Source organism: Cupriavidus gilardii (genome assembly GCF_017598945.1).
Lineage (GTDB): Bacteria > Pseudomonadota > Gammaproteobacteria > Burkholderiales > Burkholderiaceae > Cupriavidus > Cupriavidus gilardii_E.
On record NZ_JAGFTW010000039.1, the window covers coordinates 1 to 19,561 of the forward strand.

At 70.7% G+C, this 19,561-nt stretch carries 16 protein-coding genes; 2 read left to right on the forward strand and 14 right to left on the reverse strand.

The genetic code is table 11. The features are described from left to right. Positions 1-307 precede the first annotated feature (307 nt). Positions 308-721, reverse strand: coding sequence for a VOC family protein (locus tag J5T34_RS14425; protein ID WP_208580319.1), 414 nt, complete (start codon positions 719-721; stop codon positions 308-310). 18 nt (positions 722-739) lie between these two features. After that, entirely contained in the window at positions 740-1,087 is a 348-nt protein-coding gene (locus tag J5T34_RS14430) for a GFA family protein (protein WP_208580320.1), read from the reverse strand. A gap of 145 nt (positions 1,088-1,232) precedes the next feature. Between J5T34_RS14430 and J5T34_RS14435 the strand changes: the two genes are divergently transcribed. Beyond that, complete coding sequence (locus tag J5T34_RS14435; protein WP_208580321.1) at positions 1,233-1,847, forward strand: HD domain-containing protein; 615 nt, start codon at positions 1,233-1,235, stop codon at positions 1,845-1,847. A 103-nt stretch (positions 1,848-1,950) separates the two neighbouring features. Here the strand turns inward: J5T34_RS14435 and J5T34_RS14440 are convergent, their stop codons facing one another. Further along, on the reverse strand, positions 1,951-5,544 hold the full coding sequence (locus tag J5T34_RS14440) for an indolepyruvate ferredoxin oxidoreductase family protein (RefSeq protein WP_208580322.1): 3,594 nt from the start codon (positions 5,542-5,544) through the stop codon (positions 1,951-1,953). 313 nt (positions 5,545-5,857) lie between these two features. Between J5T34_RS14440 and J5T34_RS14445 the strand changes: the two genes are divergently transcribed. Next, a complete protein-coding gene (locus J5T34_RS14445) occupies positions 5,858-7,339 on the forward strand; it encodes an NYN domain-containing protein (RefSeq protein ID WP_208580323.1) in 1,482 nt (493 codons plus the stop codon). Between the two features lie 192 nt (positions 7,340-7,531). Here the strand turns inward: J5T34_RS14445 and gspF are convergent, their stop codons facing one another. The 11 genes from gspF to gspG form a co-directional block, all read right to left on the reverse strand. Continuing rightward, complete coding sequence (gspF, locus tag J5T34_RS14450; protein WP_208580324.1) at positions 7,532-8,749, reverse strand: type II secretion system inner membrane protein GspF; 1,218 nt, start codon at positions 8,747-8,749, stop codon at positions 7,532-7,534. A gap of 62 nt (positions 8,750-8,811) precedes the next feature. Continuing rightward, positions 8,812-10,389: a type II secretion system ATPase GspE gene (gene gspE / locus J5T34_RS14455; protein ID WP_208580325.1), complete on the reverse strand. Its 1,578-nt coding sequence runs from the start codon at positions 10,387-10,389 to the stop codon at positions 8,812-8,814. Between the two features lie 28 nt (positions 10,390-10,417). Beyond that, positions 10,418-12,802: a type II secretion system secretin GspD gene (gene gspD, locus J5T34_RS14460; protein ID WP_208580326.1), complete on the reverse strand. Its 2,385-nt coding sequence runs from the start codon at positions 12,800-12,802 to the stop codon at positions 10,418-10,420. Positions 12,803-12,854: 52 nt separating this feature from the next. Then, positions 12,855-13,685 (reverse strand): type II secretion system protein N, encoded by an 831-nt coding sequence (locus J5T34_RS14465; protein ID WP_208580327.1) that lies wholly within the window; start codon positions 13,683-13,685, stop codon positions 12,855-12,857. Further along, a complete protein-coding gene (locus J5T34_RS14470; RefSeq protein WP_208580328.1) occupies positions 13,685-14,311 on the reverse strand; it encodes a type II secretion system protein M in 627 nt (208 codons plus the stop codon). Before J5T34_RS14470 ends, J5T34_RS14465 begins: the two co-directional genes overlap by 1 nt. A 70-nt stretch (positions 14,312-14,381) precedes the next feature. Beyond that, the gene (gspL, locus tag J5T34_RS14475; RefSeq protein ID WP_208580329.1) at positions 14,382-15,833 is read right to left on the reverse strand and encodes a type II secretion system protein GspL; all 1,452 of its coding nucleotides are present in this window, start codon (positions 15,831-15,833) and stop codon (positions 14,382-14,384) included. Positions 15,834-16,143: 310 nt separating this feature from the next. Further along, positions 16,144-17,172, reverse strand: a complete 1,029-nt coding sequence (gene gspK / locus J5T34_RS14480) for a type II secretion system minor pseudopilin GspK (protein WP_208580330.1) — start codon at positions 17,170-17,172, stop codon at positions 16,144-16,146. A gap of 7 nt (positions 17,173-17,179) precedes the next feature. Further along, positions 17,180-17,863, reverse strand: coding sequence for a PulJ/GspJ family protein (locus J5T34_RS14485; protein WP_208580331.1), 684 nt, complete (start codon positions 17,861-17,863; stop codon positions 17,180-17,182). Beyond that, positions 17,841-18,269 (reverse strand): type II secretion system minor pseudopilin GspI, encoded by a 429-nt coding sequence (gspI, locus tag J5T34_RS14490; RefSeq protein WP_208580332.1) that lies wholly within the window; start codon positions 18,267-18,269, stop codon positions 17,841-17,843. The genes J5T34_RS14485 and gspI overlap by 23 nt, the downstream gene beginning before the upstream one ends. Further along, complete coding sequence (locus J5T34_RS14495; RefSeq protein ID WP_208580333.1) at positions 18,266-18,784, reverse strand: prepilin-type N-terminal cleavage/methylation domain-containing protein; 519 nt, start codon at positions 18,782-18,784, stop codon at positions 18,266-18,268. The genes gspI and J5T34_RS14495 overlap by 4 nt, the downstream gene beginning before the upstream one ends. Positions 18,785-18,817: 33 nt before the next feature. Then, positions 18,818-19,306, reverse strand: a complete 489-nt coding sequence (gspG, locus tag J5T34_RS14500; protein ID WP_208580334.1) for a type II secretion system major pseudopilin GspG — start codon at positions 19,304-19,306, stop codon at positions 18,818-18,820. Positions 19,307-19,561 lie beyond the last annotated feature (255 nt).

Consider the following 19,561-nt stretch of genomic DNA (forward strand, 5'->3'; position numbering starts at 1 on the left):
GGGTGGGGCGATGTTGCGGTGGCTCCGGCGGCGCTGCTGGCGTCGGCCGGACCGGGGGCGGAGCCGTCGGCCCCGGGGCGCGTGCCGGGCCGGGGTCCTGGCGAGAGGTCGGGTGTCGTCATGGTATGCGCCGGGGAGTCGGCGCCCGCGCGTCCGATGCGATGCCGGCGGCGCATGGTTGTGTGAAACCCGATTGTAGCGGCGCTGCGCTGTCCGTTGCGCGGGCCGTTGCATGGCCGTTGCGCGGCGGCATCGCGCCGGCTTGCCTTGCCCTTGCCTCGCCCTTGCCTTGCCCTTGCCTCGCCCCTTATGCCCTGGCGTCGGGCGGTCCCTTCAGTTCGACCACATTGCCATCCGGATCGCGCAGGTAGATCGACGGTCCCGTACCCTCGGCGCCGTAGCGCGATTCGACCGGTCCCGCTTCGACGCCGTGCGCGCGCAGATGCGCGGCGATGGCGTCGGCGTCGAACGGCTCGACGCGCAGGCAGAAGTGATCCAGATTGCGGCCCTCCGGCCCCGGCCCCGCGCCGCCGGCCTTGCCGAGCGGGCCGTCGAGCGTGACCAGATCGATCAGGCTGGCGCCGGCGCGCAGCTGCGTCAGCCCGAGCTTCGGCTGCTCGCGCTCGAGCGTGCAGCCCAGCACGTCGACATAGAAGCGCAGCAGCGCCGGCACGTCGGCGCTGCGCAGCACCAGATGATCGATGCCCCGGATCGACAGCATGGCGTCAGCGCGTCGGCGTTACAGGCGCCGCCCGTCGAACGGGATCACCTTGAGCTTGTCCAGGTCGATCCCCTCGAGGCAGCGCGCATTGACCGCCGCGGTCGGATTGCCCTTCGGATCGATGGCTTCGCCGAACGGCCCGCAGCCGCACACCGGGCAGAAATGGTGGGCGATCTTCATCGTATGAAAGCGGTAGGTCGAGTAGTCCGACTCGGGCGTCTTCAGGCGCAGGCGCTCGCGCGGCACGAACCACAGCAGATGGCCGCGCCGCTGGCAGATCGAGCAATTGCACGACAGCACGGCGTCGATCTCGCCCTCGACCTCGAATGCGATGCGGCCGCAATGGCAGCTGCCCTGGTATTGCATGGATATCTCCTGTGGCGTGTGCCGCCTGCCACGCGGACACGGCGGCGGCGACTGTCGGTATCCCGACAGTGTAGCGGCATCAACCGGTGTCACAATGGCGGAATCCCCCAGAGCGCATCAGCGCCGACCCCACCAGGAGACGACCATGAGCGAATCCCACCCCGCGCCGCGTGCGCGCTTCAGCCATATGGAACAGGGCACCCGCGAAGACTGGGCCGCAATCTCGGCCGAGTTCATGCCCTATGCCGCCGCGCTGCCCGACCGCGTGCTGGCCCATCTGCGGCTGCTCGAAGGCGACTGCGGCGGCTTCCCGATCGACCGGATGACCCACAGCCTGCAGACCGCGACGCTCGCTCACCGCGACGGCCGCGACGAGGAATACGTCGTCTGCGCGCTGCTGCACGATATCGGCGACACGCTGGGCAGCTACAACCATCCGGACATCGCCGCGGCGATCCTGAAGCCCTTCGTCAGCGCCGAAAACCTGTGGATGGTGGAGAAACACGGCGTATTCCAGGGCTACTACTTCTTCCATCATCTGGGCCTGGACCGCAACCTGCGCGAGCAATTCCGCGGCCAGCCGGAGCTGTTCGAGCGCACCGCAGAGTTCTGCGCCAAGTACGATGCCGCGGCCTTCATGACCGACTACGACACGCTGCCGCTGTCGTTCTTCGAGCCGATGGTGCGCCGCGTGTTCGCGCAGCCGAAGAATTCGATGTATGTGAAGAAGGGCGAGGAGAAGCTGGCGCAGGTGGAGTAGGGCCGAGTTCGCTGCGTCAAGCCGAACTTTCGCGCAGACGAGCTCCCCTCTCCCACTTGTGGGAGAGGGCAGAGGACCGAAGGCAGTATCGAGCGTTATCGCCTCAAGCCGCCTGCTGCCCCGCCTGCGGATTCCTGAACTGCGCCAGCAGCGTCTGCCAGCGCGAGCGCGCCGCCTTCAGGTTGTTGGCCTTGACGTGGCCGAAGCCGCGGATGTCGTCCGGCAGACTGGCCAGCGCCACCGCGGTGCCGTGGTTGTCGGCGTTCAGTCCCGCCACCAGCTCGTCCAGCAGCGCCCGGTATTCGCCGATCAGCGCGCGTTCGGTGCGGCGCTCCTCGGTCTTGCCGAACACGTCCAGCGGCCCGCCGCGCAGACCCTTGAGCTTGGCCAGCACCTTGAAGATCGTCATCGTCGACGGGCCGAAGCGGCGCTTGATCAGCCGGCCCTGCTCGTCGTGCTTCGCGATCATCGGCGGCGCCAGCCAGAAGTTCAGCTGGTAGTCGCGGCCCGGTTCGCCTTCGAACTGGTTGCGCAGCTTGTCGAGGAAGACCGGATCGGTATAGAGCCGCGCGACCTCGTACTCGTCCTTGTACGCCATCAGCTTGGCCAGATTGCGCGCCACTGCCTCGGTCAGCGGCAGCGGCTTGCCGGTGCCGACCAGCGCGCTCTCGGCTGCCCGGACGCGGCTGACCGCATCGCGATAGGTCTGCGCATAGGCAGCGTCCTGGTACGCGGTCAGATGCTCGGCCCGATGCGCGATCAGCTTCTCCAGCAGCGCACCCGACGAGGTCGGCAGCTTGACCACATCGGCGCCCTCGGCGGTGCGCTTCAGTTCGCCGGTCAGCGATAGCACGTGTTCCGGATCATGGGCCATATGCCGGCCCCATTCGAACGCGGCCTTGTTCTTGTCGACCGACACGCCGTTCAGTTCGATCGCGCGCAGCATTGCGTCCAGCGACAGCGGCACCCACCCCTTCTGCCACGCATAACCGAGCACCAGCGGGTTCGTGTAGATCGCGTCGCCGAGCAGCGCCACCGCCAGCGCGCTGGCATTGATGAAGTCGCATTGCTCGCCGACGGCATTGCGCACGTCCTGCTCGGCCGACAGCCCCGGGAACTGCCACTTCGGATTGCGGATGAATTCGGCGGTCGGGGTTTGCGCGGTATTGACGATGGCCCGCGTGCGCCCTGCCTGGGCCTTCGACAGGACCTCGTCGGTGGCCGACACGATGGCATCGCAGCCGATCACCAGGTCCGCCTCGCCCATCGCGATACGCGTGGCGTGGATGTCCTCCGGCCGCGCGGCGATCTGCACGTGCGACAGCACCGCGCCGCCCTTCTGCGCCAGGCCCGCCATGTCGAGCACGGTGACGCCCTTCTGCTCCAGATGCGCGGCCATGCCGAGCAGGCCGCCGATGGTCACCACGCCGGTGCCGCCGACGCCGGTCACCAGCACGCCGTACGGCTTTTCCAGCGCGGGCAGCGCCGGCTCGGGCAGCGGCGGCAGGCTCTGCATCGAGATGCCGTGCGCCTCGGGCTTGCGCAGCTGCGCGCCTTCGGCCGTCACGAAGCTGGGGCAGAAGCCGTTCAGGCAGGAGAAGTCCTTGTTGCAGGACGACTGGTTGATCTTGCGCTTGGTGCCGAGCTCGGTTTCCAGCGGCTCGACCGACAGGCAGTTCGACTTGACCGAGCAGTCGCCGCAGCCTTCGCACACCGTGTCGTTGATGAAGACGCGGCGCGCCGGATCGGGAAAGCTGCCGCGCTTGCGGCGGCGGCGCTTCTCGGTGGCGCAGGTCTGGTCGTAGATCAGGATGGTGCAACCCGGCACCTCGCGCAGCTCGCGCTGGATGCGGTCGAGCTCGTCGCGATGGTGGATCGTCACGCCTTCCGGCAGCTTGATCGCCGCGTTGTACTTCTTCGGTTCGTCGGTGACGATGTCGATCCGCTTGGCGCCCTCGGCGGCGACCTGGAAGGCGATGTCCTGCACCGACAGCTGGCCGTCGACCGGCTGGCCGCCGGTCATCGCCACCGCGTCGTTGTACAGGATCTTGTAGGTGATATTGACGCCGGCCGCGATCGACGCGCGGATCGCCAGCAGGCCCGAATGGAAGTAGGTGCCGTCGCCGAGGTTGGCGAACACATGCTGGTCGCCGGCGAACGGCGCCTGCCCGATCCACGCCACGCCTTCGCCGCCCATCTGGCTGAAGGTGCTGGTGCTGCGGTCCATCCAGACCGTCATGTAGTGGCAGCCGATGCCGGCCAGTGCGCGCGAGCCCTCGGGCACGTTGGTCGACGTGTTGTGCGGGCAGCCCGAGCAGAACCAGGGCTTGCGCTCGGCGGCCACGCGGGGCGTCGCCAGCGCGCGCTCCTTCGCTTCGATGACCGCGATGCGCGCGGCGATGCGGGCGCGCACGTCGCTGGGCAGATCGAACTTGTCCAGCCGCGTGGCGATCGCCTTGGCGATGATCGCCGGCGACAGCTCGTAGTGCGCCGGCAGCAGCCAGTTGCTCTGCGGGATCGACCACTCGCCGCCGGCATTGTCCTTCTCGTCGAACTTGCCGTAGACCTTGGGCCGGACGTCGTCGCGCCAGTTGTATAGCTCTTCCTTCAGCGCGTACTCCATGATCTGGCGCTTTTCCTCGACCACCAGGATTTCCTGCAGCCCTTGCGCAAAGGCGCGCGCGCCCTGCGCTTCGAGCGGCCAGACGCAGCCGACCTTGTACAGCCGGATGCCGATGCGCTCGCAGGTCTCCTTGTCCAGGCCCAGGTCGGTCAGCGCCTGCCGGGTGTCGAGGTAGGCCTTGCCGCCGGTCATGATGCCGAAGCGCGCGTGCGGCGAATCGATTTCGATGCGGTCGATCCGGTTGGCCCGCACATAGGCGAGCGCCGCGTACCACTTGTAGTCGAGCAGCCGCGCTTCCTGTTCCAGCGGCGGATCGGGCCAGCGGATATTGAGCCCGCCCGGCGGCATCGCGAAGTCCTGCGGCAGCGCGATCTGCACGCGGTGCGGATCGAGCTCGACCGAGGCCGACGATTCGACCACGTCGGTGACGCACTTCATCGCCACCCACAGGCCCGAGTAGCGGCTCATGGCCCAGCCGTGCAGCCCGTAGTCGAGGTACTCCTGCACGTTGGCCGGGAACAGCACCGGCAGCCCGCAGGCCTTGAAGATGTGTTCGGACTGGTGCGCCAGCGTCGAGGACTTGGCCGAGTGGTCGTCGCCCGCCAGCACCAGCACGCCGCCGTGCTTCGACGAGCCGGCCGAGTTCGCATGCTTGAAGACGTCGCCGGTACGGTCCACGCCCGGCCCCTTGCCGTACCACATGCCGAACACGCCGTCGTATTTGGCGCCGGGGTACATGTTGACCTGCTGCGAGCCCCACACCGCGGTCGCGGCCAGGTCCTCGTTCAGGCCCGGCTGGAACACGATGTTGTGGCCGGCCAGGTGCGACTTGGCCTTCCACAGCGCCTGGTCCAGCGCACCGAGCGGCGAGCCGCGATAGCCCGAGATGAAGCCGGCGGTATTGAGGCCGGCGGCGCGATCGCGTTCCTGCTGCAGCATCGGCAGACGGACCAGCGCCTGCGTGCCGCTGATGTAGATGCGGCCGCGTTCGAGCGTGTATTTGTCGTCGAGGGTAACGTTGGCGAGCGCGCGACGGATGGCGTCGCTGACCGGCGCGGTCAGGGGGGCATTCATGGGTGCTCCTCTTCGGGCATGTTGTCGGGATCGCCGACACACTTCAGTGGTGGGCAGCCGCGGCAGGCCTCTTGTGAAGGCGGTAGCGACCGTGTCTCTGCCCGGCATGGTAGCACCGGCGGCGTTGACTCGGCACCCTGCGGCGCAGCATCCCGGGACCCCTGCGGCTCGGCGATTTCCCGAATGGACAAGCGCTGGCGTGTACACTGCACTGCATCCAAGCCCGGCAGCGGGCGGCGTCCATTGGAGGCCGCCTTGCCGCGGTGGTGCAACCTCCCACTGCTGGAGCGACCGCTCCCCCAGGACACAACCGATGAATCCAAATCCCCGCCAGGGCACCGCGACCCTGGCCGTTCTAATCGACGCCGACAATGCCGCGCCCGGCATCGTCGAAGGCCTGCTGGCCGAAGTGGCCAAGTACGGCGTGGCCGCCGTCAAACGCATCTACGGCGACTGGACCAAGCCCAATCTGTCGGGCTGGAAGGAATGCCTGCTGTCGCATTCGATCCAGCCGATCCAGCAGTTCCGCTACACGGTGGGCAAGAACGCCACCGACAGCGCGATGATCATCGACGCGATGGATCTGCTGTACACCGGCCGTTTCGACGGCTTCTGCATCGTCTCCAGCGACAGCGATTTCACCCGGCTGGCCTCGCGCATCCGCGAGCAGGGCCTGACGGTCTACGGCTTCGGCGAGCGCAAGACGCCCAAGCCGTTCGTCACCGCCTGCGACAAGTTCATCTATTCGGATCTGCTGCGCGGCGACGTCGGCACCGACGAATCGGACGAGACCGCCGCGCCGGCCCGTCGCCGCAGCGGCGGCGAACTGCGGCAGGACACGCGGCTGGTGCGGCTGCTGCAATCGGCCGCGCAGGCCGTGTCCGACGAGGAAGGCTGGACCACGCTGGGCAGCATGGGCACCCACATCGCCAAGCAGGCGCCCGAGTTCGATTCGCGCAATTACGGCTACGGCAAGCTGTCGGAACTGGTCGCCGCGACCGGCCTGTTCGAGGTCGAGACCCGCAACGGCGGCAACAACAAGACCATCTGGGTCCGGCTCAAGCGGCGCGGCGAGCAGCGTGGTGGTGAACAACGCGGTGGTGAACAGCGCGGCGGTGAACAGCGTGGTGGCGAGCGGCAGGCCCATGCGGGTGAGCCGCGTAGCCAGGGCGCGCTGGGAGAGCAGCGCGGCCAGGGCGGCCAGGGCGGCCAGGGCGGCCAGGGCGGCCAGGGCGGCCAGGGCGGCCAGGGCGAGCAGCGCAGCCACGGCGGGCACGCCGAGCAGCGGGATCCAGTCGGCCAGGAACAGGGCGGCCAGGATGTCCGGGGAGGCCGCGGTCGCCGCCATGGCCGCGCCGCGCCGGCGCAGGCCGAATCGGCGGTGTCGGCCGAACAGACGCAGCGGGAGGTCGGCGACCCCGCGCCCGCGCCCGAGCCGGTGCAGGCCGACGAACTCGTCGCCGCCGACGTGATCGAACCCGCCGGTCATGCGCCCACGCCCGAGCCCGCGGCACCCGAGTCCGCCGCGCCGCGATCGTCGCGCGGCCGCCGCGGCGCGCGTCGCCCCGATGTGAAGCTCAGCGACACGCCGTGGCCGATCGACAGCACGGTGTTTGCCGCGCCGGCGTCGGCCAGCGAAGCGCAGGAGGCTTCCGGCGCCGAGGCGTCGGCGAACGCCGAACCGGTGGAGAGCGCCGAATCGGTGCAGGCCAGCGAGACCGCGCCGCCCGCCCGCAAGCGCCGCAGCACGGCCCCGCGCAAGCGCGCGGCGAAGAAGGCGGCGGCAGCGGAATAAGGTCTTCGGGAGGCAAGCGCTGCTTGCCCTCTCCCCCGGCCCCTCTCCCGCAAGCGGGAGAGGGGAGAAAACCGGCGCGATGACTTGCCCGTTTCGCCTGGTGTTCTCCCTCTCCCCCTCAGGGGGAGAGGGCCGGGGAGAGGCAGGTGGTCTTGTCCCGGCGGAGCCCGCTTGATGCCCGCGTGAGGCCCGCTACCGCACCAGCTGGTTGATCTCGATGATCGGCATCAGCACTGCCAGCACGATCAGCAGCACTACCACACCCATCGTCAGGATCAGCAGCGGTTCGAGCAGGCTGGTCAGGAACATCGTGCGCCGTTCCAGTTCCTGCGCTTCGCCCTGGGCGGCGCGCTCCAGCATCGACGGCAGATTGCCGGTGGCCTCGCCCGAACGGATCAGGTGCACCAGCACCGGCGGAAACTGGTTCTGCGCGGCCAGCGCGCGGGCCAGCGACGAGCCCTCGCGCACGCGCGTGGTGGCGTCGTCGACGTTGGCGCGCAGCGCCTCGTTGCCCAGCGTCTCGCCCGCGGCCTGCAGGCTGCGCAGGATCGGCACGCCGGCCGACACCAGGATCGCCAGCGTGCTGGCAAAGCGCGCGGTGTTGTAGCCGCGGATCAGCTTGCCGGCCAGCGGCGCGGTCAGCAGCCAGCGATGCCATTCGAGCCGCACGCCCGGCTGGCGCAGCAGCGCACGGATCGCCAGCACCGCCAGCGCCAGCACGATCAGCGCGGCCCACCACCATTGCCGTACGAAATCCGACAGCGCCAGCATCACCACCGTCAGCATCGGCAGCTTCTGCTTGGTATTGGCGAACACGCTGACGACCTGCGGCACCACATACGACAGCAGGAAGATCACGATCGCAAAGGCGACCACGGTGACGATGGCCGGATAGGTGAAGGCCAGCCGGATCTTGGCGGTCAGCGTGTTGCGGGTTTCGATATAGCCGGCCAGCCGCTCCAGCACCAGGCCGAGATGGCCGGAGTGCTCACCGGCCGAGACCAGCGCGCGATAGATATCGGGAAAGTCGCGCGGATGCTGCATCAGCGCGACCGACAGCGAACTGCCGCCCATCACCTCGGCGCGCACCCCGGCCAGCAGCTCGTGCACGTAGGCGCGCTCGGCCTGGTCGGCCAGCGCGCCCAGCGCTTCGTCGAGCGGCAGGCCCGCGACGATCAGGCTGGCCAGCTGGCGTGTGAACAGCGCCAGCTCCTGGGTCGACAGCCGGCGGCCGAAGCCGCCGGCGGTGCCGCGCGCGGCCTGCGCCGCGCTGCCGAGCGCATCGACGGTCAATGGGGTCAGCCCGCGCGTGCGCAGATGGGTGCGGGCCTGCTTCGGGCTGTCGGCCTCGATCACGCCGCGGTCGGTCTTGCCGGCGGCGTCGACGGCTTCGTAGCGATAGGCTGGCATGGCGTCAGTTCACGGCTGGATCGCGGCTAATCGGAGGCTCAATCGGAGGCTCAATCGGAGACTCAATCGCGCGTCACGCGCAGCACCTCTTCCAGCGAGGTCGCGCCGCTGTCGATCCAGCGCTGCGCGTCGCCGCGCATCGTATGCATGCCGTTGGCGAGCGCGGTCTGCTTGATCTCCGATTCGGGCGTCTGGCGATGGATCATCGTGCGGATGCGGTCGTCGACCACCAGCAGCTCGTAGACGCCCATCCGCCCCTGATAGCCCGATTGCCCGCACTTGTCGCAGCCGACCGGATGCCACAGTTTCTGCAGAGGCTTGCCCTCGGCCAGCAGCGTCTCGGCTTCGGCGGGCGTCACCGCGATGGTTTCCTCGCGCTTGCAGTGCGGGCACAGCCGGCGTACCAGCCGCTGCGCCAGCACGCCGAGCAGCGACGACGACAGCAGGAAGGGCTCGATGCCCATGTCGACCAGCCGCGTGACCGCCGAGGCCGAGTCGTTGGTGTGCAGCGTCGCCAGCACCAGGTGGCCGGTCAGCGAGGCCTGCACCGCGATCTGCGCGGTCTCCAGGTCGCGGATTTCGCCGATCATCACCACGTCCGGGTCCTGCCGCAGGATCGCACGCAGCGCCTTGGCGAAGGTCATGTCGATGCGCGCATTGACCTGGGTCTGGCCGATGCCGTCGAGGTCGTACTCGATCGGATCCTCGACCGTCATGATGTTGGTGGTGCGCGCATCGAGCCGCGACAGCGCGGCGTACAGCGTGGTGGTCTTGCCCGAGCCGGTCGGGCCGGTCACCAGCACGATGCCGTGCGGCTGGCGGATCAGGTCGTCGAAGGCGTGCAGCGTGCCGGGCGCCATGCCGAGCTTGGCGAGATCGAGCCGGCCGGCCTCCTTGTCGAGCAGACGCAGCACCGCGCGCTCGCCATGGCCGGTCGGCAGCGTCGACACCCGCACGTCCACCGGCCGGCCGCCGACCCGCAGCGTGATGCGGCCATCCTGCGGCAGCCGCTTCTCGGCGATATCGAGCTGGGCCATGATCTTGATCCGCGAGATCAGCGCGCCGTGCAGCGCCTTCTTGGGCCGCACCACGTCGCGCAGCGTGCCGTCGACGCGAAAGCGCACCACCGAGGCCGCCTCGAACGGCTCGATGTGAATGTCCGAGGCGCCTTCGCGCGCGGCCTGCGTCAGCAGCGCGTTGATCATGCGGATGATCGGCGCGTCGTCCTCCGATTCGAGCAGGTCCTCGACCGCCGGGATGTCCTGCATCAGCCGCGACAGATCGACCTCGCCCTCGACTTCGCCGACCACCTGCGCGGCGGTGCCGTCCTGGCGGTTGTAGGCGTCGGACATCGCCAGTTCCAGCGCGTGCGGCTCCATCACGCGTAGGTGCAGCGGCCCGTGCACGCGCGCCAGTTCGGCCAGCGCCGCCGGCGAGGTCGAGCGGCTGACCCAGACCTCGAGCCCGTCGGCGCGCTGATGCGCGACCAGCAGCTTGGCCTCGCGCGCGAAACCGTAGGGCACCAGCCGCGCCGCGATCGGCGAGGACAGCGGCGTGTCCGCGGCGGCGTTGGCGTTCCCGGCGGCGCCGAGCGTCGGATCGGCCGCCGGGGCGGGAATGGAGGAGGGCACTGTCGCCATCGTGATTGCCTGTGTGGTCGGCCTGCGTTCAGGCGCCTTCGCCCTGATTGGGGGCGCGGGAGGTCGGGCCCGGCGGCGGCAGCGTCTGCTCCAGCGGCAGCGGACCCGGCACCGGCCCATTGTTGCGCGGATCGACGAACGGCGCAGCCGGTGCATCGGCCGGCGGCAGCACCGGCGTCTGCGTGTCGCGCATCATCATGTTGGGCGAGACGAAGCCCTGCTGCTCGCCGCGGATATAGCCGTAGCGGTCCTGCGTGATGCGGTCGGTCGCGCCCGAGGTGCGCATCACGTAGGGGCGCAGGAACACCAGCAGATTGGTCTTCGCGCGCGACTTGTTCTCGTAGCGGAACAGCCCGCCGATCCAGGGCAGGTCGCCCAGCCCCGGCACCTTCTGCACGCCGTCGCCGTAGTTGTCCTCGATCAGGCCGCCGAGCACGATGATCTGGCCGTCGTTGACCAGCACATTGGTCTCGATCGAGCGCACATTGGTGGTCGGACCCTGGATCAGGTTGGTGGTGCCGGGCACCACCGACGACGACTCCTGATAGATCTGCAGCTTGACCAGCCCGCCGTCGGTGATCTGCGGCTTGACCCGCAGCGTGATGCCGACATCCTTGCGGTCGAACGTGTTGAACGGCGTGCCGCCGCCGACCGCGTTGTTCTGCGCGTACGAGCCGGTGGTGATCGGAATGTTCTGGCCGATCAGGATCTTGGCTTCCTCGTTCTCCAGCGTGATCAGGTTCGGCGTCGACAGCAGGTTGACGCTGCCCTGGCTGCCCAGCGCGCGCAGCAGCGCGCCCAGGCCCAGCGCGCGGTTGACCACGCCCAGGTTCAGGCCGCCGATGTCGGGCACCAGACCGGCCGCGCGTTCGATGCCGGCCGCGCCGTTCTGCGAGATGTCGTAGACCGCGCCGCTCAGGTTGATGATGTTGCCGCCGCCGGTGCCGAAGTTGGTGCCCGCGAAGAAGTTGTTGTTGCCGCCGGCGGAGCTCAGGATGCCTTGCCACTGGATGCCGAGCTCGGCCGCCTGGGTCGAGGTCACCTCGACGATCATCGATTCGATGTAGACCTGCGCGCGGCGCGCGTCGAGGTCGTCGATCACCGCGCGCAGGCTGCGGTAGACCGCTTCGCTGGCGGTGATGATCAGCGAGTTGGTCGACGGATCGGCCTGGATGATGCCGCCGGTGGTCGGGATCTGGTTCGGCGCGAACGAGGCCGAGAAGGCCGAGCCGGTACCGCCGCTGCCGCCGCCGAACCCACTGCCGGTGCTGCCGGTGCGGCCGTAGCCGCCCATCCCGGTGGCGCCGCCGGTGAACTGGCCGGTCGGCGCGGCGATGTTCTGCGCGCCGGCCATGCCGGCCGCGCCGCCCGCGGCGCCGGAGATCCCGCCGATGCCGCCCTGGCCCTGCTGCGCGACATTGAAGCTGGCGTCTGCCGCGACGATCGCGCGCAGCGTCGGCGCCAGCTTGACCGCGTCGGCGTTCTTCAGCGGCACCACCCAGATATTGCCGGGGCGCGCGTGCGGCTGGTCCAGCTTCTCGATCAGCTGGCGTGCCTGCTGCAGTCGGGCCCGGCTGGTGGCGCGCACCAGCAGCGCATTGCTGCGCGGCTCGGCGACGACCGAAGTGCGCAGGCTCGCATCGACGGCCGGCCCGGCCGCCCCCCCGGGCGCGCCGCCGGCGGCGCCGGGATCGAGCAGGCGCTGCAGCACCACCGCGGCATCGCTGGCGATCGCGTATTTCAGCGGGATCAGCTCGACCTCGCCGGACGCGGGCGCGTCGATCGCCGCGATGATCCGGGCGATGCGGCGCAAGTTGTCGGCATAGTCGGTGATCACCAGCGTGTTGTTGGCCGGATAGGCGGTGATCGTGTTGTTCGGCGCGATCATCGGCCGCAGCACCGGCACCAGCGCGTTGGCCGACTCGTAGTTCAGCCGGAACACCTGCGTCACCACCTGGCCGCCGCGGCTGGCCCCGGCGCCGATCACCGTCGGCGAGCCCTGCAGCTTGGCGTCGGCCTCGGGCACGACCTTGGTGAAGCCGTTGGCCTCGACCATCGCGTAGCCCTGCATCCGCAGCACCGAGCCCAGCGTCTCCAGCGCCTGGGCCCGCGAGACCGGCGCCTCGGTCACCAGGTTGACGGTGCCCTTGACGCGCGGGTCGATCACGAAGTTCTTGCCGGTGGCCTGGCCGACGGCGCGCACCACCGCTTCCAGATCGGCGTTGACGAAATTGAGGACGACCTGATCGCGGTTGCGCGGCGTGACGTCGGGCGGGGCCGGCACGGCGGGGCTCGCCTGTCCGGGTGCCTGCGCCCAGAGCGGGGCCGGCGCCATCAGCGACAGGGCGCACAGCGCCGTGACGGCGCGTGCGCAGGCGGTAGGCAGGATGGGGCGTCGGTCTGTTGTCGTCATAAGCGTCGGTTGGTTGCGCGGCCCGGTGCCTGGCGCGATGCCTTGCACCGGATCAGAAGCGCAGCCTGGTCACATTGTTCTCTCGTCTTCCCAGCAGGCTCAATAGGGAGGCCAACTGATTGGCGGCGTCGGGGTCCGCATGGGCGGTGCCCTCGAAGCGCGCCTGGCGGCCCAGCGGTCCGCTGCCCTCCAGGTGCAGCGGGCCGGACACCGTCGACAGCCTGAGCATGCCGGTGGGGCCGGTCCAGTCGATGTCGGCGCGGTAGCTGCCGAGCGGCCGCAGCCGGCTGACGGCCGATGATACTTGGTCGATGCGAAGCGTCAGGTGGCCGTAGAGTCCGGCCGGCCGTCCGCCGCTCCCTCCTTCCGCACGAAAACGGCCTTCCAGCGCGCTCCAGTCCAGCCGCATCGCGCCGTCCGGGCGCAACGTGTTGAACGGCGCGCCGACGCCTTCGAGCAGCGACGCCGGCAGCCGCATCGAGCCCGGCTGGGCCCGCCAGCCGGACGGCGTCGCCGTGATCGCGACGGGGGCCGGCATCGCCTCCGTATGCTGCGCGACCAGCCGCACCGTGCCGGTCAGCAGCGGCCAGAACGCGATCTCCCACTGCAGGCGCCCGGGCAGCACCGTGGCGGTGCGGCTGCCGGCGCCGGCCGACAACGCCAGCGTGGCGCTGCCGCGCCACAGCGAGCCGGCGGCATCGGCCAGCAGCACGCGGCCCTCGGTGCGGCTGGCGACGGTGTCGGCGATCCAGGCCGCCGGCAGCGCGGCGATCGTGGTCACCACGACCGTGACCAGGCCCAGCAACGTCCAGCGCAGCAATCCGCGGCGGCGCGCCGGCCGCGGCTCGCGGCGCCGCAGGCGCAGGGCTTCCAGCCGTGCCATCAGCCGCGTCCGCCCGGACGCTCGGGTCCGGCCCCCGGTCCCTGCAAGGTGGCGGTGACATTGACGATCGCGGTCGCGCCGACATAGACGATGCGGGCGTCGGTGATCTTCAGGCGCTGCTGCTGCCGCACGTCGGACAGCCAGGCTGCCACCGCACCGAACGGCACCTTGTCGAGCTGGATCTGAATCGTGTGGTCGCCGGTCGGCGCGACGCGGCTCGCGCTCAGGCCATGCTGGGCCAGACCGTCGCGCAGCGCCTGCACCAGCGCCTCGCCGCGCAGCGCCGGGGCCGGGCTGGCCGACAGGCCGCGCGCCTCCTGCGCCAGCGTTTCCATCTCGGCCAGCTCGGCACGCAGCTGCGGCAGCGTCTTCTGCAGCCGCTCGCGGCCTTCGGCGGCGGGTTCCCACAGCACGCTGTAGCCGATCGTCAGCGCCAGCAGCGCGCCGCCGACCGCCAGCAAGGTCTGCTCGCGCGGATTGCGGGCGGTCCAGAAGGCCTCGGCCTGCTCGCGCCAGCGCGCCGGCACGCGCGGGCGCAGCTTGCCAAGCCGTGCCGACAGGCCGGCGGCGGAGCGGGTCCGCGAGGCGGCGGCGCTGGTGGGCCGATCGTGCGCGCGGTCGTTCATGGTGTTGCCTGCTGAGCGAAAAAAGCCGGGAAGGCGGGGAATGCGGGGAAGGCGGAGCAGCTGGCGCGCATCACGACACGCCTCCCGGCTTGATGACCCAGCGCGAGCCGGCCGGTGCCGGGCCGCTGCCAGAGCGGGCCGACTCGGCGGGGGCGCGGTCCTCTTCCATCGACAGCCCGGCCTGGCGCGCGGCCTGGCGCAGCGCATTGGTGTCGGTGCCGGGCTTGAGCGTCGCGTGCAGGGTCTTGCCGCGGTATTCGAGCGCCAGCAGCGCGTCCGGCGGCAACTGGCGGCCGGCCTGCGCGAAGCGGTCGGCCAGCGGCAGGAAATCGTCGGGCGTGCTGCGGCCGCTGGCCAGGCGCAGTTGTTCGACCTGGCGGCGCATCTGCAGCGGCGGGTCGACCACCACCGGCATGCGCGGGAAGGCGCTGCGCAGCAGCTGGGTCTGGGCCTGCTGCAGCCGCGCCTGCTCGCCGCGCAGCATCAGCCAGTGGATGTTCAGCGCAATCAGATGGACCACCAGCAGTGCGGCAGCCAGCGCCAGCGGGGCGCGCCAGGCGCGCAGGTTCCAGCGGTCGGCGCGCCCTTGCGCGAAGTCGAATTGCGCCAGGTCGAGCGAGGGCTCGCGCAGGCTGGCCTGGGCGCCTTCGATCCAGACCGGCCAGCCCAGCGGGCGTACCGAAGTCAGCGTGGGCAGCGCGGCCGCGTCGCGGTCGCCGTACCAGATGCCGGCCGGCGCCAGCGCCTGCCAGGCGGCCAGCGCTTCGTCGCCGAGCAGCAGGCCATAGCCCTGATAGCGTCCGGTGCGCACGGTCAGTTGCCAGACCGGCGCGGCCTGGCCGGTGCCGGTCTCGCCTTCGAGCAGCGGAGCGGCGGCGGCGAGGGCGCTGGACGCGGCTTCGAGCGCCAGCGTGGCGGGCGGCTCGGACGAGGCCTCGGGTTCGGGCGCCGCGCCAGGCTCGGCTGGGCCGGATGAGGTGGGCGGGGCCGCCTCGTGGTCGGCCGCGGCCAGCGGCAGGCAGAACTGCGCGGCCAGCAGGTGGCGGCGGCGATGGCGGTGTTCGGCGAAGGCGTCGAGCACCGCGCGCAGCCAGGCGCGCTCGGTCACCATCAGCAGGCGGCGGCGTGGTCCGCGCGCCGCGGCTTGCGGGCCGCCGGGACCCGCTTCGGGGGCCTCCGGCCCCACCGCGATGTGGCAGGCCTGGGCATCGGCCGCCAGCGAATCCTCGACCAGATTCGGCAGCGCCAGCTTGAGCCGGTTCGGCGCCAGCGGCGGCACCGCCGCCGTGGTCACCAGTACGTCGGCCGCGGCGACGATCAGCACCAGACGGTCCGCCGGCGGCAGCTCGGCGATCGGCGCGTAGCCCTCGCGCAGCAGATGGCCCGCGGCGGGTGCGCGCTCGCGGCGGCCCTGGACGGCCACGGCATCGCGCACCAGCGCGAACGGCAGCGCCCCGAAGCGCCAGGGCTGCGGTTGATCGTGGGGGCGATGCGGCAGGCGGACGAACAGGGTGGTGCTCAAGGTTTCCTTGGGACTGCGCGGCAGTGAAGATGGACGGCGGAATCGTCGACGGCTTGGGGGCGCGTCTGCAAGCTGGCCCGGTCGCTCGCCGAAGCGAGAGCCGGTCCGGCGCCGGCGGCACGGGCGGCGACCGCCGTGCGCACTGCCGAGTGCCGGTAAATGCCTTTCCGCCAAGGCATCAGCATACCTTGCCTTTGTGGCGGATTCGCGTCAACCGTTTCGGTCGTGTGCGGGCGGTCGTGGGGCGCGCAGGCCGGGTTTTCCCGGCCTGTTTCCGGCCGTACTTCCTTGGACGGGACGTCGATCGGCATCATCGCAGGTCCGGCATCCGCTCGAGGTCGCGCGTCCAGACGACCTGGGTCGCCTGGGCGCTGCCGAGGATCGCGGCGCGCCGCACCAGCGAGACCTGCATGCGCACCGCCCGCTCGTGGCGGATCAAGCCGTAGATCAGGAAATAGTGCGAGCGCGTCTCCAGCGCGGTGCCGACGCCGGCATCGGCCTGCGGCGCGATCGCGCGCAGCTGGGTCTGCAGGTCGCCGACGTTGTTGAAATAGGCGCGGTCGCGCTGGCGCACCAGTTCGCGGGCGCGGTCCAGCGGCAGCTTGTCGATGACGGCGGCCAGCACCTCGGCGTCGGCGGTGTTGGCGTTGACCGGCGTGCGGTCCGGCAGCAGGTCGACGAAGGGCTCGAGCACCGGCAGCATGTCCGGCTCGTAGCCGGGGATGGCCAGCAGGTCGGCCAGGCTGTCGGGCGGCCGGGGGGCGGCGCGGCCGGCGCCCGCGCGTTCGGCCTGGAGCAGATAGCGCGCGGTCGCCTCGGCCAGCCCCTGATCGAGGCCCAGCACGCGCAGCAGGCGCCGATAGGCCGCCAGTCCGGCCGGGTCGATGGTTACCGAGATGCCGCCATTGGCGCCCGCGGTGGTCGTCACCAGATTGCGCAGATTGAAGCGGGCCTGGGCGTCGAGGATGCGGCCGGACAGGAAGGACGTTTCGCCGGCGCGGTCGGTGCGCAGCGCGGCGCCGAGGAAGTCCGACAGCCGCGTCTCGGCGATCGGTACCGCCCACGGCTCGCCGAGATGGTCGACGTTGGAGCGGCGCAGGTCGTCGCGCAGGATCAGCCGCGCCCAGTCGACCGCGGCGCGCTCGATCCAGGCGGCCTGCGCCACCAGGCGCTGATTCTCGACCGAGCGGATCTGCACCTGCTGGCGCCACAGCAGCCCGGACACCACCACCACCGCCAGCGTGACGATCAGCAGCGCGGTGACCACGGCCGCGCCGCGGTGGCGGCCGGTTCGCGATCGGAGCCGATGGAGCGGATGGAGGGCGGGGGTACCGTTCATCGCGCGCTCATTGGCCCGTCATGCACAGCTTGTCGAAGCGGCGCGGCGTGTCGCCGTCGCCCATCCGCGCCAGCACCACCAGTTCCAGCCCGCGCAGCGCGCCGGCCGGGACGCCGATCTGCGCATTGCTGGCCGGTACCGCGCTGGCCGCGCCGATCCGCAGCGCGGCGCGCAGCTCGCCGCTGGTATCGCGCCAGCCGCCGGGCTCGACCCAGGCGCGCGCCGCCAGGCCTTCCGCGTTCGGCACCAGCGGCCGTACCAGCTCGCCGCCGCCGCCCGGCTGGCGCAGCGCGATCAGTGCCGTCTGCACGCCCTGGCGGTTGTCCAGCGGGCCGGTGGCGGCGCGCACCACGGCGCCGTTCTCGACCCGGTAGGCCACCACCTGCCACGCGCTCGGCATCCCGGGTTCGCGGCGGTCGCGCACCAGCAGCAGCCGGCCGTCCTCGAGCTCGACCGGGCTCTGCTGCAGCGCCTCGGGACGGGCCAGGTTCTCGCAATCGGTCTGGAACTGGCCGTACAGCAGCTTCAGCGCGTCGAGCCGCTGGTCGTGGTCGACCAGGCGTTCGCGGCCGCGCGTCATCGCGTCGAGACCGCGCCAGCCCATCACCGCCATCACCGCCAGCAGCGTGATGGCGACCAGCATCTCGATCAGCGTGAAGCCACGCGCGTCAGAGCAGGTTGCGCGTTTCATTGGGGACGATGGTGACCAGCCAGGCGAGGCGCACCGAGCGGTCCTCGGCGGACGGATAGACCGCGATCTCGACGCGGCGGAAGGCGGGGTTCGGCGTCGGCGCGACGGTCTGCTCGCAATAGAGCATGGTGCCGCCCTGCGGGCAGGGCGCGCCGCGTGTGCCCGGTTCGGGCCAGGTCTTGGTCAGGCGCAGCGCCACCAGCTGGTTGTCGGCGCTCCAGCCGGCCAGCATGCGCTGCTGCAGCGAGCTGCCGGCCTCGATCATCGAGCCCATCGCGCGCATTGCGGCAGTCAGCGCGACCGCGAGGATGGTCAGCGCGACCAGTACCTCGATCAGCGTGAAGCCTTGCCGGCGGCGGCTTGAGGATGCCGCGCGGGAGCGGGAGGCACGGCGCAGGGGAATCATTGTGCGCTGGCGAAATAGCGGCCGGTGCCGTCGCCGGTCACCTCGACGCGGATGTTGCCGCGTACCAGCACCAGCTGCCGCGGCGCATCGATCCATTCGCGGCCGAACACCAGCCGCGCGCCGGCCTGGCCCGCGGCGCCGGCGGTCACCGCGACCTGGTCCAGCGGCAGCCGCCACTGGCCCGGCGCGAACACGTCGTCGACCAGCGGCATCCAGCCCGACGGCGTGGCCTCGAGGAAGCGCCAGCCCTGCGGGTCGGCTTCCCAGGCCAGCGGCCGGGCGCGCAGCTGCGCTTCTTCCTGCGCGAGCTCGAACAGGCGGGCGACCTTCTGGCCGTCGTCGAGTACGCGGCCGCGCTCATTGGGCGTGGCGTTGATCGCCACCATCGACACCACGATGCCGGCCAGCACCATCACCACCAGCAGTTCGAGCAGCGTGAAGCCGCGCGGGCGTGACGGCCTTCGCGGTGCATGCAGCCGGTGAGGCGGGTGCGACGGGCGCGGGCCGGTGGCCATGATGAAGCGGGGCGTCGGCCGGCGGCAGGACGCTTATTCCCAGTTGCCGATATCGGCGTCGTTGCCGCTGCCGCCGGCCTGGCCGTCGGCACCGAAGCTGAACACGTCGATCTCGCCGCGCACGCCGGGATTCAGATACTGGTACGGCTGGCCCCAGGGGTCGCGCGGCAGCTTTTCCAGATAGCCGCCGCCCTTCCAGTTGTTCGGGATCGGCTCGGTGGTCGGACGGGTGACCAGCGCGGCCAGCCCTTGTTCGGTAGTCGGATAGCGGCTGTTGTCCAGGCGGTACAGCTTGAGCGCCTGCATGATCGACGAGATGTCCTGGCGCGCCGCGACGATGCGGGCTTCGTCCGGGCGGCTCATGATCTTGGGCACGACCAGTGCCGCCAGCACGCCGAGAATCACGATCACCACCATGATCTCGATCAGCGTGAAGCCGGCACGGCGGCGGCGCAGGCGGCTGTTGCCGGCGGGTTGGCTGGGTCGGGCGAGGGCGGAGCTGGACGGAGTGTTTCTGCGCATCGGGTTTCAGGCCTAGGTTGTCGACGGAGTCGAAGCCGGCGCGGCGACCGCGTCGCGCACCGGTGGATGGTCGCCCAGTATACCCGCGGCTTGTGACGCCTCGGTACCGGACTGGCACCGACATCGTCACCGGTTTGCTGCGATGTCCGCCACGATGCGTGTTGTCGCAAGCGGCCGCGATCCGCGCCGTCATGCGGGTCGCAAGACAATCGCCATGACGCTCTGTTACGCTTGCCGCCATCGACAACCTGCGGC

What these genes read in the sequence shown, in the direction of transcription:
- J5T34_RS14435 (WP_208580321.1), top strand. Translation starts at nt 1,233, where the DNA reads ATGAGCGAATCCCACCCCGCGCCGCGTGCGCGCTTCAGCCATATGGAA.
- J5T34_RS14430 (WP_208580320.1), bottom strand. Translation starts at nt 1,087, where the DNA reads ATGCAATACCAGGGCAGCTGCCATTGCGGCCGCATCGCATTCGAGGTC.
- gspG (WP_208580334.1), bottom strand. Translation starts at nt 19,306, where the DNA reads ATGCGCAGAAACACTCCGTCCAGCTCCGCCCTCGCCCGACCCAGCCAA.
- J5T34_RS14470 (WP_208580328.1), bottom strand. Translation starts at nt 14,311, where the DNA reads ATGAACGACCGCGCGCACGATCGGCCCACCAGCGCCGCCGCCTCGCGG.
- J5T34_RS14465 (WP_208580327.1), bottom strand. Translation starts at nt 13,685, where the DNA reads ATGGCACGGCTGGAAGCCCTGCGCCTGCGGCGCCGCGAGCCGCGGCCG.
- gspF (WP_208580324.1), bottom strand. Translation starts at nt 8,749, where the DNA reads ATGCCAGCCTATCGCTACGAAGCCGTCGACGCCGCCGGCAAGACCGAC.
- gspI (WP_208580332.1), bottom strand. Translation starts at nt 18,269, where the DNA reads ATGATTCCCCTGCGCCGTGCCTCCCGCTCCCGCGCGGCATCCTCAAGC.
- J5T34_RS14445 (WP_208580323.1), top strand. Translation starts at nt 5,858, where the DNA reads ATGAATCCAAATCCCCGCCAGGGCACCGCGACCCTGGCCGTTCTAATC.
- J5T34_RS14485 (WP_208580331.1), bottom strand. Translation starts at nt 17,863, where the DNA reads ATGAAACGCGCAACCTGCTCTGACGCGCGTGGCTTCACGCTGATCGAG.
- gspK (WP_208580330.1), bottom strand. Translation starts at nt 17,172, where the DNA reads ATGAACGGTACCCCCGCCCTCCATCCGCTCCATCGGCTCCGATCGCGA.
- J5T34_RS14495 (WP_208580333.1), bottom strand. Translation starts at nt 18,784, where the DNA reads ATGGCCACCGGCCCGCGCCCGTCGCACCCGCCTCACCGGCTGCATGCA.
- gspE (WP_208580325.1), bottom strand. Translation starts at nt 10,389, where the DNA reads ATGGCGACAGTGCCCTCCTCCATTCCCGCCCCGGCGGCCGATCCGACG.
- J5T34_RS14425 (WP_208580319.1), bottom strand. Translation starts at nt 721, where the DNA reads ATGCTGTCGATCCGGGGCATCGATCATCTGGTGCTGCGCAGCGCCGAC.
- gspD (WP_208580326.1), bottom strand. Translation starts at nt 12,802, where the DNA reads ATGACGACAACAGACCGACGCCCCATCCTGCCTACCGCCTGCGCACGC.
- J5T34_RS14440 (WP_208580322.1), bottom strand. Translation starts at nt 5,544, where the DNA reads ATGAATGCCCCCCTGACCGCGCCGGTCAGCGACGCCATCCGTCGCGCG.